General features: G+C 59.0%; 8 protein-coding genes. 1 reads left to right on the forward strand and 7 read right to left on the reverse strand.

The window, feature by feature from the left end; genetic code table 11:
* Positions 1 to 9: 9 nt before the first annotated feature.
* Genes CEK69_RS06430 through CEK69_RS06455 form a run of 6 tightly spaced genes read right to left on the reverse strand, consistent with a single transcriptional unit; the run spans position 10 to position 10,015 of the window.
* Positions 10 to 240: a DUF2274 domain-containing protein gene (locus CEK69_RS06430; RefSeq protein WP_152244516.1), complete on the reverse strand. Its 231-nt coding sequence runs from the start codon at positions 238 to 240 to the stop codon at positions 10 to 12.
* 3 nt (positions 241 to 243) lie between these two features.
* Positions 244 to 2,202 carry an ATP-binding protein gene (locus CEK69_RS06435; protein ID WP_152244517.1) on the reverse strand — a complete coding sequence of 653 codons (1,959 nt, stop codon included), beginning with the start codon at positions 2,200 to 2,202 and terminating at the stop codon, positions 244 to 246.
* 23 nt (positions 2,203 to 2,225) lie between these two features.
* The gene (locus CEK69_RS06440) at positions 2,226 to 4,910 is read right to left on the reverse strand and encodes a TnsA endonuclease N-terminal domain-containing protein (protein WP_152244518.1); all 2,685 of its coding nucleotides are present in this window, start codon (positions 4,908 to 4,910) and stop codon (positions 2,226 to 2,228) included.
* Positions 4,900 to 6,897 (reverse strand): site-specific DNA-methyltransferase, encoded by a 1,998-nt coding sequence (locus CEK69_RS06445; protein WP_152244519.1) that lies wholly within the window; start codon positions 6,895 to 6,897, stop codon positions 4,900 to 4,902. Before CEK69_RS06445 ends, CEK69_RS06440 begins: the two co-directional genes overlap by 11 nt.
* Complete coding sequence (locus CEK69_RS06450; protein ID WP_152244520.1) at positions 6,897 to 9,806, reverse strand: ATP-dependent DNA helicase; 2,910 nt, start codon at positions 9,804 to 9,806, stop codon at positions 6,897 to 6,899. Before CEK69_RS06450 ends, CEK69_RS06445 begins: the two co-directional genes overlap by 1 nt.
* Positions 9,803 to 10,015 carry a helix-turn-helix domain-containing protein gene (locus tag CEK69_RS06455; protein ID WP_152244521.1) on the reverse strand — a complete coding sequence of 71 codons (213 nt, stop codon included), beginning with the start codon at positions 10,013 to 10,015 and terminating at the stop codon, positions 9,803 to 9,805. The genes CEK69_RS06450 and CEK69_RS06455 overlap by 4 nt, the downstream gene beginning before the upstream one ends.
* A gap of 130 nt (positions 10,016 to 10,145) precedes the next feature.
* Between CEK69_RS06455 and CEK69_RS06460 the strand changes: the two genes are divergently transcribed.
* On the forward strand, positions 10,146 to 13,427 hold the full coding sequence (locus CEK69_RS06460) for a DUF3883 domain-containing protein (protein WP_152244522.1): 3,282 nt from the start codon (positions 10,146 to 10,148) through the stop codon (positions 13,425 to 13,427).
* Positions 13,428 to 13,611: 184 nt separating this feature from the next.
* On the opposite strand, the gene CEK69_RS06465 is transcribed toward CEK69_RS06460, so the two are convergent.
* A protein-coding gene (locus tag CEK69_RS06465) for an IS3 family transposase (RefSeq protein WP_226975063.1) occupies positions 13,612 to 14,888 on the reverse strand; the annotation gives its coding sequence in 2 pieces (ribosomal slippage) (positions 13,612 to 14,558 and positions 14,558 to 14,888; 1,278 coding nt in all).
* Positions 14,889 to 14,958: the final 70 nt, after the last annotated feature.

Consider the following 14,958-nt stretch of genomic DNA (forward strand, 5'->3'; position numbering starts at 1 on the left):
CCGCAGACTCTACTTTGACTTCCACTCCGAGGAGCAAAGTTCATAACACGCTCTAGACGATCGAGTGTTGCTCCCCGTGCCCCGCTTGAATCCCAGATCACCTGCGATGAACGCCTCTAGCATGTGCGGGATCAACACCAGGATATCGACTACCTCGCCGTATGTCTGCGCGTGCATCACCGCGTAGCGGCGAGGATCAGCCTTGAGTGTGGCTGAGCACGCGAAGGCCAACTGCAGCATGACTCACTTGGGCAACGCAAGCGGAGCCTGTGTTGCAGTCTGCATGACCTTCGCCGACAGGTCTGCGCCTGACACGTCTTCGTACCGCGCCGGAATCCGTTCCTTTAGCCGAAATAGCCTCTGATGGGCAGTTCGTGTGAGCTGACCATAGGTGGCCGCGACCACGCGACCTCGGAGTACCCCTTCTTCACGGAGTTCCTTCTCCTTTGTGGTCTTTGGTGCGATCTCATGCCCAACAACGAATGCCCGGAACATCGGCGTACCATCCAATGCCCCACTGGACAGGAAGTCCTGTACGTAGCCATCGGCCTGGGTCATCTCGTCACGGCCGATCACCGATTTTCCCTTCTTAAGCTCGATGATTAAGACGCTCTGGATCTTCGCAAGGTTAGAGTCGGCAGGATCAAAGCCTTCCGTTCCAACAATCGAACAGGTTGCGTCAGCCAACATCATGATGTCTGGCCGCTGCTTATGGTTGACGAAAGCCTCCGCGGACACTCGCTTTTTAAACACCTTCTCCGCCGCCGTGCGCAGGCTCACATTCGAGGCGTATTCGCTGCTATCGAACTCTGTGCCAAAGAGCCATCTAGCTTGAGTAACTAATGGATGAAGGGTGTGAAGCTCATCGGCCGTCTCGTCCCCGCAGAGCTTTTCGATTGCGACAAGCACTGCCAGCCGATGGTCGATCTCGTCAAGAACCGAAAGTGCGTCACGCACTGTCCATTGACCCAATAACCGATCGAGACCTTCGATGTCTGACTCATCCAGCTTTGTAAGCTTTTCGAGCAATGCAGCCCCGCCCCTAGCCTTCTCCAAGTTGATCAGTGCTTGCACCGCAGCAGACAAGACATCTTGTGAAACCATGGGTGTCGACTTCACGAGTTCGCGGGTGAAAGTTGCCACCTCTGCCCTGCCTAGTTGGGAGAGTTCCTTGAATTGCTCTCTATTGCGGACCAGCGCCTCTTCTGAACTTTCCTCAACCAAAGTTGATGAGAGGGATGCGAAGACGCGTTGTGCATAGTGACGTACCGCCCCAAACAAGGTGTCTGCCTTTGGTCCAGCTTTAAAACGAGACCAATCCGGCTCGATTTCTCCCATCCAGCCATCGTCGGTCTTGATGACGATTGAGTAGCGCTTGGCAAAGCGCGCACGTCCGTCGATCACAGCTTCGGCCCCCACGACCCAACCAGGAGTCCCAACAAGCCGGCCGTTCACCCAAAAAGCAATGCCCTGGTAAAGAGTCGACTTGGCCGCACGAGTTGAGTCGACAACATAAGCCTCAGCTGGAGGGAGGCCCTTGATGTCCAAGTCTGCCCTCTCGACCAGACCAGTCTGATCGGCCAGCGATACCGATTGACCGTTGACACGAACTACGAATTGCGGGTCGTGTAGAAATCGCGCAGAGAGGACCTCACGAATCTTGTCAGGATCTGGCAAGTGGTGCTCCACCACTACAGAGAGCTTCGTACCATGCCCGTCCCGTAAGAACGATGTTTCCTTTTCGATGCGAAAAGGGCTCTCTTGGCTTTGTGTTCCGATCTCAAAGCCTGCACCTTTTCCATCACGCCAGGTTTCCACCGAGTACTGACTAGCAAAGCACAGCAGTCCATGGCGACCAACCCCGTTGCGGCCATAGGCCTTACGCCGCCAGCCCTTGCGCTCCGCGGGGAACTCAACATTCGAGCCTTGGTGCTTGATACGGTCATAGCCGAGCCTCATCCAGCGCCCCTTGAATTGAAGAGCGCTCATACCGTGACCGTCATCTACGACAGTCAAAGCTAGTTCGCGCGTCGGCGGAATGGTCAGATCCACCAGCGATGCACCGGCATCCCAGGCATTGGCCACAAGTTCGGTGAGCGCAATCTCCGGATCGTGTGCGATGCGTCCAAGAGTGCGCACCAGATAGTCGTCTTCAAAGATAGACGCCGTGGCTGTGTCTATTTTTCTTCTCGGCTTTGCCATGTTTACTTCCCTGAATAAACCATCTACAGCAGCATCCGGAAGTTACGCTTGTCTGCGTCTGAGGACTTCAGAAGCCTGTACTCCATGCCGCTGGCCACGGCGATCTGCTGCGCGAAGTCCTTCTTGGCCTGCACCACCGCGTCTTCGATTTGAGAGTCATTTTTGACCTCGACGATCACGTACTTCAAGCTACCGTCCGCTTCCTCTCGCTGGAAGATGAAGTCCGGATAGTAGCTGCGCACGGTACGTGAGTCCGGATCAATGTACTGGATGAAGAAGTCGGACTGCCCGTGGGTAAGCATGCCGGTGAAGTAGATTTTTTTCACGCGCTGCTCGCGCAGCAGGTCCCAAAACAGCCAGTTCTCCGAGCCCGAGTCGAAGCAGTAAGTGTCGAGATGAAAGCTCTTTGCACGCTCGTGATCCTTGATCTGCGTGTCGCCCATCCGGACAATTTTGTCCTTCACAGCCGACACCTCGTAGTAGCCGTTCGGTGGCAGCTTGATGAGATCGACCTCATGCTCCTCGGTTTGCTGCGACTCGTCGAGGTCGTAAAGCTGGCGGAACAGGCGCGGGATGATCTCGTCATACAGCAGCTCGTTGAACTCGTTGGTGATCGCGACCAGCTCCGCAGTGCCCTCCTTCGTGGCATCAAGCAGTTCCTCAATCTCCAACGGGGTGCGATTTAAGTAGCGCGACACTTCAGCAACCAGCGTCAGCGGCGAGAACTTGCGCTTCACGCGCCGGTCGGTCAAGTCGAAGGTGCGGCTGCCCGAGGCCCGGGCCGCGTCGGCGGAGGTCAGCCCATCCTGCTGCGTTTCGATCAGTCGGTACTTCTCGACCAGCGGTCCCCACATTTCCTTACTGACGCGGTCGAGGCCCAAGGCCTGGCCTGGCACCAGCTGCTTCTCCCGCATCTGGTACTGCTTGCGTACACGCACCAGCTTGATCTTGACGGGTGGCTCGACCACGCGCACTTTCACGCGCTCTTTGTCTTTGCCGATCGTCTGCAGTTCATCGGCGCTAATGCGGAAGTTCTGCTGCAACTCGTCGTTCAGGGTGTTGAGGTTGCCGTCCGAGAGGAAGACGTGGCCGGTGTGCTGGGCTTCGCCGATCGCGCGCAGGCACCGCATGGCGGCTTGCAGCACAAACACCTTGGACTTCGGCTCGCGGAACAGGCCTACGCCGAACAGCGAGCGGCAGTTCCAGCCCTCACGCCCTTTGTTGACAAGCAGGATGAACTGCTTTTCCGATCCTTCGGTGTCGAGGCGGTTGAACTCGCGGATGTCGTCGTTGGTCGTGATCTTGCTGTCACCCACGTTCACCAGGATGCGCGAGGTGGGGATGCCGTGTTTGAGAAGCGCCCGTTCTACGGCGGGCTTCAGCTCTTCGGTCAGTTCTTCCACGGTGGCCGCGAAAAACGCGATCTTGGGCAGCATTCCTTCCGGGCGCAGCTCGCCCGATCCTTTCAGGAAGCTCTCGATAGCGATGTCCACAAACTCGTCGGTGCGGGTGTTGGCGTAGCCGTGCAGCGTCACCTTTTTGAGAAAGCCCTTGTCGATGGCATCCTTCAGGCCGTAGGCGTACACCACCTCCGGCAGCACCTCGCGCCCAACGTAGGGTGTGCCCGTGTAGTTGTAGCAGGCTACCACGCGCGTACCCGCCGCGTTCAGGCTGGCGGCAAGGATGTCGATGGTCGTGCGCAGGCTGGTGTCGGTTTCCTTCGCGCCGACCCCCATGTCTTTGGCCAGCGCCTTGCCGAAGGCATGGTGCGCCTCGTCTACGTAGATGCCCAGCTGCTCCAAGCGGCGCAGCTTCTCAAACCGCTGGTTGGTGGTCAGTTCGCCTTCTTCTTCCGGCTGGTCGAAGTTGTAGAGGTCGGCGGCGTCGGCATAGACCCCGGTAGTCAAGAGGGTTTCACCGGTCGCGCCGAACAGCTTGTCAACGGAAGTCTTTTCCTTGTGCTGGCGCTTGAGAATGATCTTTTGCGTGTTCGACACGATGATGTTGAACCGCGAACGATCCAGCGTATCCAGCGAGGTGCCCGCTTCTTCGAGGTAATGAAAGCGCAGGTGCGTAGTCAGGAAGTTGACGTACTCCGGCGGGACTACGCGGGTCAGGTCGAACGCCTCGATCTCCTTCAGCGATTGCAGCACCGTCTTGTCCGGCGCGAACACCAGCGCGTTGTGGCAGTAGCGCGCGTCTTTCTCGAATTTGTTGCCCAGCAGGAACTCGTAGAAGATGCAGGTCGCCATCAGGATGGTTTTGCCCGTGCCCATCGTCAATGCGAAGATGTAGTTTGGGTAGGCGCGCGAGTTCTTGCGCATCGCCGCGAACACGGCCTCGTACTGATCCTGAGTGATCTTGTCGAACAGTCCAACTTGCCCCGCACTGCCCGACACCACACCACCCTCCCCACGGTCGGCGAAACGGCCTTGCTTCTCGAACCACTGCTGGAAGATTTCCTCGACCTTGGCGTTGCCGAGGAACTCCTTCAGGAAGACGTAGGTTTCCAGCGCCTCGAACTGCGGCTGGCGCAGGAAAGCCTTCGGGTTGTGCTCCGGGTTGTTAAAGTCGAGGAACTTGCGCGTCAGCTCTTTGTAGTGCTGGCGGATCGTGCCCCGGTTGGCCTGATAGAACTGCCAGAGGAATTGGAAGAAGGCGAAGTCGAGCGACGCGCTCACCGCTTTGGCTGCGCGTTTAGTCGCCATTGGCCACGCTCCCTTCCCAAGACTCCGACAGCAGGTCGGTGATCTTCACGCGGATGGTGCCTGCATCCTCCGGCACCTTGTACGCGCCCTTGACCATCTCGTTCTTGCCGGGGATGTCCACCACCGCCGGTTGCAGCACCGCGCCGTCGTAGTTCCAGTCGATCAACACCGACTCGACAAGCTCCTTCCAGTCCTCGACCGCTTCTTTCTGCAGCGAGAGCTTTTGCAGCAGGTTCATCGGGTAGAACTTTTCGATGACCAGCTCGCCCTTCTTGATGGACACCTTGGCCTGCGAGTCGCGCTTGAACTCCAGATCGGACTTGTCGCGCAGAATGTCCACCACTTCCACGTCGATCTTGAAGGGCTTGGCAGCCAGTTCCAGTTCGGCGCGCAAGGTGGGCTCGTGGCCCATGCAGACGAGGGTGATCTTCTCGACCGGACGGTTCGGGCTTTCGTGCTTCTTGCGCTCCCACGCCTTGTAGTCGAAGCCTGCGATCAGCTCGTTCAGATCGGCGCGCGTGGCGATGCGATTGACGGGCATGATCTTGACCATGCGCCCGTCCTTTTCGCCGTCGAACACGGTGCTGAATTCGAGTTTCTGAACTTCCAGCGCCTCAATCAGCAGTTCCTTTGCCTGAACAGGATTGCGGAACACGTCGTAGTGGTTGACGTTGAAAACATCGAATCCGGTGAAGTACCTCGTGTTCTGGTCGAGTGACTTCTGGCGCAACTGATCCGCAGCACCGATCAGTCGCTTGGTGGTCGTCTGGATCGCACCGAGGTTGATGTCCGCACCAATGAAGCGGCGACCAAGCTTCAAGGCAACTGTTTGCGTCGTGCCAGAACCCATAAAGCAGTCAAAAACAAGTGAGTTTGTGTTTGAGGACGACTTGACTATGCGTTCAATTAATTCCTCAGGCTTCTGGGTCGGATAGTCTTCGGATTCCAATGAGTTACTGGACAATGCGACAAAGTCAGTCCAGATCGACTGCAACTCAACACCAGGCATGTCATCAATGTATTGGATAGCATTTGGGCGACCTTCGCCGTCTCTTGCCCAGCGGATTCGCCCTTTAGCTTCAAGTTCATCGAGCGCCTTCAGGGGGCTCCTCTTGGCTTCATCAGTCAGAAGGTGCTCAAGGAACGATGGCACGGCCCAGTGCCTGCCCTTGCCAATGGCACTGGGGTTTAGACCCTTCCACGTTGCGCCTGACTCACCACTACGCAAGCCCGGCGCAGTAATAGGACTTTCACGGTACAACCTTCCCGCCTCATCCGGCTTGAAGTTGGACTCAAGATATTCCTTGCTGTAAGCGGTGTATTGCTGGTTCCAGACGTACTTTGGCGTCTTTGTGTAGAAAAGAATTGAATCGTGAATGTGGTTATATGCCCCACTGCCAGAGCGTGCAGTTGTTCTACGCCAGACTATCTCGTTCTGGAAATTTGATGCACCAAAAATCTCATCCAGTGTCATTTTCAAGGCGTGGGAGCGCCGATAGTCGCAATGGACGTAGATCGATCCATTCTCAGCAAGAAGCTCACGAAGAATCGCAAATCTTTCGTACATGAACTGCAAATACTCATCGTTAGTCCATATGTCGCCATATTGCTTCTCCTCAAAGGAATTTTGGTCGTTTTCGACCATCTGCCCCTTGAGTTTGATTTTCTTCTTGTAGTCAGCCTTCGAGTCAAACGGCGGGTCGATGTAGATCAGATCAACTTTGCCCCGGAACTCCTTTAGCAAGTGGCTCATCACCTGAAGGTTGTCGCCCCAGAAAATCTTGTTGCGCCAGCCATCCACTTCCTCACCGTGGACTTCCTTCAACTGCGCCGGGTAATACTGCGTCGAGGTGAACGGACGCTTGCCGCGCCAGTTCAGCATCGGGTAGCCCTTGATCGGCTCGAACTCGTACTTCTCGACGTTGGTGGTGCCGCCATCGGGCGTGGCCAGTTGCAGGCTTTCCTGCGCGGTGGTGTTCTTGCTCATCAGTTGCTGTTCCTGAATTTCCAATTCTTGTTGTCGCAGTAGGCGCGCATGTCGCAGCTCAGGCACAGCTTGGCCGGACGCGCCGCGATGCCATAGTCCTGCCGCTCGATGCGCGCCACGATGTCGTCGAAGCGCGCGATGGTCTTGCCGATGGCGCGGTCGTCCTTGCTGAAGGAGACGTAGGGGTTCCCGCCGTCCTCGCCGGTGTAGTACAGGTGCATCCGGCTGACCTTCTGACCGGTGCGCTCCTCGACCAGATGGGCGTACACCTCCAATTGGCTCTGGTACTGGCGCAGCCGCTCCCGATCCTTCTCCATGTCGGGCTTCTTCTCCGACTTGAAGTCGATGATCTCGACCGTGCCGTGTTCGCCGCGAATCAGGTCAACGCTGCCCTTGAGGATGTACTGATCCTTGACCAGCGAAATCTCGACCTCAGCCTCTTTGATGCGATCCCAATTGCCGTTCTCGCGCTCGAAGTAGCGCAGCACATGCAGCAGCGCCGCCTGTTGCGAGCTGGGCGCGAGGTACACGCGCTCCTTCTTCGACAACAGGGCGTAGTTGGCCGCGAACCAGCTCTTGATGCCGTCGAAGGTGATAGTGCTTTCCTCGCCGCGCAACACTGTCTTGTGGATGTCCTCGATGGTTTGATGCACCAAGGTACCGAAGAGCATCGGGCTTTCTCGGATGGCGGCGAACTCCAGCTCCTTGAAGAAACGGTATTGCTCGGCGCAGTTCTCGAACACGCTGATGTCAGAGGTGAACGAGTATTCGCGCTTGAGGTTGATCTGCTTGACCGCCTCATAGGTCAGCGCCGACAGATCGACATCGCGCCAGCTCGGCACCTCGTGGAACAGGCGCTCGAAATACTTCGACGGCGACTTTCCCCGGCCTTGCTTTTCCTGCGCCGCCAGCACCAGCAGGTTCTGCGCACGCGAGAAGGCCGTGTAGAACAGCCGCCAGAAGTCGAAGTTCTTGATGTGGTCGAGCGGCTCGAAGCGTTCCTTCGAGAGGTAGCCGCCATCCTCCAGCAGCACGTCGAGTGCGCCGTACTGCTTGCGGGGCACCGCCTCCAGCGAGCCGCAGACGACGACCGGGAACTCCAGCCCCTTGGACTGGTGGACGGTGAGAAACGACACGCAGCCCTTGGGCGCATACTCGGATTCGTCCTCGTACTCGCCGATGCCGCCGTCCTGAAGGAAGCGCAGGAACTGGTTGAACAGGTCGCGGATATTCTTTTCCAGCCATTCCGGGTTCAACACGCTGACAAAGTGCAGGTACTCGAACTTGGTGAGCAGCTTGGAGAAGGTGCCGAGGTTGCGTGCCGCGCGACCCTTGTCCACGCTTTGCGCCGCTTGTTCTGTGAGAAAGCGCGAGAACAGCGGAAACTGGAGCAGTTGGTAGAACAGTCCGGAGAAGGCGTAGTCGGTGTTCTGCGTGAGCACGGCGTGGCGCTTGGCCAGCGGGCGCGCCCAATCCAGCAGCGGCTTGTTCTCCGGCTTGCGCAGCTCGTCGGTGAAGGGCTTGAAGCAGAGCTGGTCGTAGTAGTCCCAGATGTCCAGATGCACGCCTTCCGCCCACGCGCGAACCTTCGGAAACTGCGGGAACAGGAAGATCAGCGCTCCGACCATCAGACGGATTTCCTTGCGCTCGAAGAACATGTTCGAGCGGGGCGAGAATACGGGCACGCCCTCGTTTTCGAGGAAGCGCGCCAGCGCCACCACCTTGTCGTTCTTCACCGAACGGAACAAGAAGGCCACCTGATTCCAGTCCGCCAGCTTACCGGACGCCTTCAGGCCGTTGAGGAAGGCCAGCACCTCGGCGTGCCAGTTGGTGGTGTCGCCCTTGTCGTCGCTGGCGGCCAACCGCACCGCCGTGGGCACGTCGGGGAAGTCGCCCTCGCGCGGCAGGATCTGCTTGTCGAAACGGAAGGATCGAGTGCCGTCGTCCCATACCTGCTCCTTCATCCACTCGTTGTAGAAGCGGATGATGTCCGGGTGCGAGCGGTAGTTGACGGTCAGCTTGACCTGCTTGCACTTGCCGTTGTCGAACAGTGCGGGGAACTCCAGAATGTTGCGAATGGTTGCGCCGCGAAAGCGGTACAAGCCCTGATCGTCGTCGCCGACGACGCAGAGATTCTTCTTCTCGCCTGCCAACAGCAGGAGGATGCGCTCCTGAATGGTGTTGGTGTCCTGGTACTCGTCCACCATCAAATAAGACAGCTTCTCGCGCACCTGCGCCAGCACCTCGGGGTGCTTCTCCAGCAGTTGCAGTGCCTCGTATTGGATGCCGGAAAAGTCGAGCGAATTGTTCTCGTGGAGCAGCTCCTGATACTTGGCGAAGCACGCGGCCAGCGCGCGGATCTCTGGCTCCGGGGCCGCTGCCAGCGTGGCGGCGTCAAGGACTTCTTCGCTGACCTTGTTAAGCCACTTGAGCAGGTTTTCCGACTGCGCCCAGCGGCCCGTCTGGTCATCGCCCATGACGAGCTGAGCCTCGGGCAGTTCGCGGAAGTCCTTCACGCGCTGGTAAAGAAAGTATTGCTGGTCGAACTGGTCGAACAGCGTGAAGCTGCGCTTGAGTCGGGTGAACTCGCGGAACTCCTCCAGCAGCCGCAGGCAGATGGAGTGGAAGGTACCGAGGTACATCTCGTTCAGGTTGAACTTGATGCCCAGATCGGTCAGCCGGTTGGAGATGCGCGTGGTCAACTCGCGCGCCGCCTTGTCGGTAAAGGTGACGACAAACAGCGACTCCGGCACGACGCCTTTCTGCGTGATGAGGTAGACGATGCGCTCCACCAGCGTGAACGTCTTGCCCGACCCCGGCCCGGCGATGATGAGCACCGGGCCCTCGGTAGCGAGGATAGCCTCAAGCTGCTGCGGGTTAGCCTTGGATTGAAGAGCAGCGCTGGTCATTCCGCCCCTTCACCACCATCGGCCACCGCCTCGCAGATGCGGTTAGCGATCCACTTGTCCAACTCGCCGCGCCGAAATCGCCACGTGCCGCCGAGCTTGAAAGCCGGCAGCTGGCCGTTCGCCGCTAGGCGATACACCGTACGCTTGCTGGCCTTCAAATAGGCGGCAACCTCATCGATCGTGAGGATTTCGTCCAGTTGGTCACTCATCCGCTTTCCATGTTATCTACACCTCTCGGGTTGCTGCTGTATCTTGTCACAATAGGTCATCAATGTGCAGACTTGAGCAAGCATGGCATCAGAAATCGGAATCGGTGCCTAGCCCTTAAAGGGAGCGACCATGGCATCGAATTACGAGGCAATTTGCGAGCAGAACCGAGAGAGCTATGGCACCAAAGGTGCCCAGAAGTCCGGCAGGTTAGCCGCTGGCCTATACGACGACCGCACACATTTCATTTTCGAGTTGCTGCAGAACGCCGAGGACGCTCTCGGTCGGCGTGGCGAGTGGCACGGGTCCCGTAAAGTTGAGTTCACGCTGAACCAAGACCGCTTGACGCTTTCACATTTCGGCAAGCCGTTCGACGAGGCAGATGTCCGAAGCGTCTGCGACATTGCCGAGAGCACCAAGAACGAGGCGTCCATCGGACGCTTTGGCCTCGGCTTCAAATCCGTCTACACCGTTACCGATCTACCGGAGATTCACTCTGGCGACGAGGATTTCGCCATCGAGAACTACGTCTTCCCGAAGCGGATGGTGCGCTCCGCGCGCGCGGCGGACGAAACGCAGATCATCCTGCCTCTGAAACCTGAGGACACAAGTGCAGCGCAGGACATCACGGCTGGCTTCCGCCAGTTAGGGCCTGGCGCACTGCTGTTCTTGCGGAACATCGAAGAGATCAACTGGAGTGTCGCAGGCGGCGCAGCAGGGTTCTACCTCCGCAACAGGCCCGAGAGGCTTGGCGACAACGTTCATCGCATAACGCTGATCGGCCAAGAAACCGGCAAGTCCGAGGTCGATCAGAACTGGTTGGTGTTCCACCGCGATGTACTTTCTGCCGAGGGGTTGAAGATTGGGAGGGTGGAAATTGCCTTCTCGTTGGTTGCGGTGAAAGATGCCGCTCATCCCTGGGCGGTTCAATCACTGGCCAAGTCACCGTTGGTGGTCTTCTTTCCGACGGTGGTTGAGACCCACCTTGGTTTTCTCGTGCAGGGGCCGTATCGCACCACGCCAAGCCGCGACAACATCCCGATTGGCGAGCCGTGGAACCAGCGTCTTGTCAAGGAAACATCGACCCTGCTTGTGGATACGATGTGCTGGATGCGAGACGAGGCAATGCTGGATGTCGCGGCGCTGCGCTGCCTGCCTCTTGAGCGGGAAAAGTTCCCGAAGGATTCGCGGTTCGCGCCAATGTTTGATTCGGTGCAGAAAGCGTTTCGGGACGAGGAGCTACTTCCAACCTTCGATGCCGGGTATGCCACTGCCCAACAGGCCAAGCTGGCGCGAACGCAAGAGTTGCGCGAGCTTTTTAGCCCCGAACAGGTGGCGTCACTGTTCGGTTCGGAGGTCGCGGCGTGGCTTTCTGCTGACATCACTCAGGACAAGGCACCTGAGATTCGCCAGTACCTAATGCGCGAACTCGACATCGACGAGATCACGCCGACAAAGCTCGTGCCAAACCTAACCAAGCCATTCCTGGAGGCGCAGTCCGACGAGTGGGTGCTGCGACTGTACGAATTCCTCAGCGGCCAAGAGAAGGCGCTGCGTCGTCACCTGGACAGTGTTCCGCTCATCCGTCTCGATGACGGTACGCACGTCGTCGCTCGCGAGAATGGAAAGGCCAAAGCCTTCCTGCCCAGCACCATCGCCACCAGCTTCCCGACGATGTGCCGGGCGGTATGCGCGACACCCGAAGTGCGCTTGTTCCTGATCTCGCTGGGCATCACCGAACCCGACCCGGTGGATGATGTCATCTGGAACCTCCTGCCGAAGTACCAGCAGCAAGATGTGACTGTGGACGACGACACCTACTCTGCCGACATAGAACGCATCCGGGCAGCCTTCAGCACCGACTCATCGGCGCAGAAGGAAAAGCTCCGCTCAGCCCTGCGCGATACCAGCTTCGTGATGGTGGTCGACACCGGCGATGGCAAAGCCGACGTTGCCAAGCCTAGCGAAATCTACATCGCCACTGACCGCTTGCAGCAACTCTTCGCTGGCGTGCCCGGCATCTTGATCGTCGACAACGAATACGACTGCCTGCGCGGTGAAGACATTCGTGATCTGTTGGTGTCGTGTGGGGCAAGTCGCTACCTCATGCCGGAAGCAACGTCGTCGGGGCTGAGGCAGTCGGAGACGGCGCAGATTCGCAGAGAGGCAGGTCTTGAGCGTGCGAGTTGGGAAAACCAACCGGAGGACTTCAACCTTAGGGGGCTGGCACAGTTGCTTGAGTTCTTGCCTTCGCTAAAGCCCGAGGAGATCGCAGCCAGAGTGAAGGTGCTGTGGGAAGCGTTGGCTGACCTGGAGGCGCGCGGTACTGCCGCGTTCTACGGAACCTACAAATGGGGCTACTCCCACGAGACAAAGACTGCCCGGTTCGATGCCACCTTCATCCGCACGCTCAATCAGGTCGCCTGGGTGCCGAACGCCGGAGGCGAGCTTGCGCCACCTCGGCTCGTTGTGTTCGACACCCTTGGCTGGAAGCCCAACGCGTTCCTGCTGACAAAGATCGCCTTCAAGCCGCCGATCATCGACCAGCTCGCCAAAGAGGCAGGCATCGATCCTGCTGCGCTCGATCTGCTGCGCAAACTTGGTATCACCAACGTGGCTGACCTGACTTTCCGACTGGGCATCACTAATCCCCCATCTGCGCCCGAGCCATCGCCCTCATCTGAATCGGATATCGACGAGCCATTCGATGGCGACGTGTACGACAGCGCGAAGGATCTGTACGACGATGACATGCCGAATATTCCTTCAGGCACTCCTGAACCAAGCGACGATGATGGAGTGGGCATGGGCGCGAGCTCTGCTGGACAAGGACGCACTGGCTCGGGGATTTCACCCGGCGGTGGCCAGGGCAATGCAGGCATGTACGGCGGTTCAGCCAGCCACGGCACCTCCACTCACAAGGTAGGCGGCAAAGGCAGCGGTCAAGGAAAAAGAACATCCGGCCACACAGGCGGTCGACCATTTATTTCCTACGTCGGCACGCACCCCGATGATGGCGGCCCCGATCCTGACGGTCTCGATCACGCTACACGTATGCAAATCGAGGGGTTTGCAATCGACCTGATTGTTGGTCTTGAGCCAGTACTGCGCCGCACCCCAGACGGCAACCCGGGGTTTGACCTCTTCGAAGCCGACAGTGGTGGCAAGCAGATTCGATGGGTCGAAGTGAAGTCGATGACGGGTACCTTGGCAGACCGCCCCGTGGGACTGTCACACACGCAATTCGACTGCGCACGCGAAAAGGGGGAGTCGTACTGGCTGTACGTGGTCGAGCACGCAACCGATCCGACACAAGCTCGCGTGCTTAGAATCCAGAACCCTGTCGGCAACGCCCGGACGTTCACATTCGACCATGGCTGGAGCAAGATCGCTCGGACCACGCCACCGCCGTAGAAACTTGCCGTCCCTACTCCGCTCGAATGCTCGATCATTGCTGATGAACGATTCAAGGCCAGCGTTCGTTCAGCCGCTGCGTCAGCGTCCGACAGCGTGCTCAGCTCATGAGTGCCGCTTCGGTGGTTCTGCGAAATGATGACCGCCACCACGTTGATGTTGCCCCCGTATTCCCGGCCCCGTCCTATTCGCAATAAAGCGTCTGGTCCACCGATGGCTCCAGCCGCACCCGGGCGGCCTGCTGCCGCCTGAACTCACGAGGCGAACACATTTTCAGCGACGAGTGTGGGTGCACCTCGTTGAAGTGCTCGAAGGCAGCCGGCAGTTGGGCCAGCACCGTCCTTGCATCACACAGGTCCATGCGGGCCACGTAGTCCCGTTTGAAGGTGTTGACGAAGCTCTCGGCAATCCCGTTGCTCTGCGGGCTGCACACGGGCGTGTGGATGGGTTTCAGGCCCAACGTGCGTGCCAGCGCCCTCGTCTCGGCGGCGATGTAGGCCCCGCCGTTGTCGCTCAGGAACTCCAACTCCTGGCCTGCCGGCACCGCCTCTACTGCACCGAAGCGACGCTCGACCGCTTCGATGAGCATCTCGCGTACCGGCTCGCCGGGCAGCCCCTTGCCCTCCCAGGCCCTCCAGGCCATGACCTCGCGGTCGCAGCAGTCCTTGGTGAAGGTAGCCGTCACAGTCTGACCCGAGTCGCACTTGATTTCCAGGCCATCAGAACACCAGCGCAGGTCGCTGCGCGAGACCGCCACCCTGCCCTCATGAGTGCGGGCGGACTGGCGTCGGCGTGGCGCCTTGGGCAGCAGCAGGCCGGCCCCGGCCATCACGCGATAGACGCGCTTGGCATTGACTCTGGGAGCACCCTTCGCAGCGCGCTGGCGGTTGACCAAGGCACAGGCACGCCGGTAGCCGTAGCTGGGAAGCTCTGCAATTTCCTGCCGCAGCTCAGCGAGCAGTTCGGCATCACCACAGGGCGTACGGTGCCTGCGGCCATCGGTCCATGCTTCATCGCGCGCCAGCAGCTCGCGCACGTGTGAGCGCGCCATCCCCATCGTCCGGCAGACCGTCTTCACTGCTCGTCCCCGGGCAACAAGGGTGAGCGCGCAATCCACTTTTTTTCGGCGGCGTACTCCACGGCTTCCTTGAGGATTTCGTTCTCCAGGGTCTTCTTGCCGAGCACGCGCTGTAGCTTGGCGATCTCTGCCCGGGCCGCTGCCAGCTCCGAGGCCGGCACCACTGCTTCACCTGCGGACACGGCGGTCAGAGCGCCCTGACGTTCCAGCTTGCGCCATTGGAACAGCAACCCCGCCGAGACACCTTCCTGGCGCGCCACCAGCGACACGCTCATGCCCGGCTCGTAGGTGCGCCGCACCAGGGCCGCTTTCTCGGCCAGGGACCAGCGCCTGCGGCGCTGGTCCTTCACCACTACCTCTACTGACTCCGTATGCCTAGTCATATGCACAGTCCTGTTCCTATCTCCAAAGATAAGCGACAGGACGGGGCCGGGGAATCAGGGGGCTATCTCA

Origin of the sequence: Xanthomonas sp. LMG 12462 (genome assembly GCF_009192885.1) — a bacterium.
Taxonomy (GTDB): domain Bacteria; phylum Pseudomonadota; class Gammaproteobacteria; order Xanthomonadales; family Xanthomonadaceae; genus Xanthomonas_A; species Xanthomonas_A sontii.

Coding starts and splice junctions, on each gene's coding strand:
- CEK69_RS06430 (WP_152244516.1), bottom strand. CDS start 240: ATGCTGCAGTTGGCCTTCGCGTGCTCAGCCACACTCAAGGCTGATCCT.
- CEK69_RS06435 (WP_152244517.1), bottom strand. CDS start 2,202: ATGGCAAAGCCGAGAAGAAAAATAGACACAGCCACGGCGTCTATCTTT.
- CEK69_RS06440 (WP_152244518.1), bottom strand. CDS start 4,910: ATGGCGACTAAACGCGCAGCCAAAGCGGTGAGCGCGTCGCTCGACTTC.
- CEK69_RS06445 (WP_152244519.1), bottom strand. CDS start 6,897: ATGAGCAAGAACACCACCGCGCAGGAAAGCCTGCAACTGGCCACGCCC.
- CEK69_RS06450 (WP_152244520.1), bottom strand. CDS start 9,806: ATGACCAGCGCTGCTCTTCAATCCAAGGCTAACCCGCAGCAGCTTGAG.
- CEK69_RS06455 (WP_152244521.1), bottom strand. CDS start 10,015: ATGAGTGACCAACTGGACGAAATCCTCACGATCGATGAGGTTGCCGCC.
- CEK69_RS06460 (WP_152244522.1), top strand. CDS start 10,146: ATGGCATCGAATTACGAGGCAATTTGCGAGCAGAACCGAGAGAGCTAT.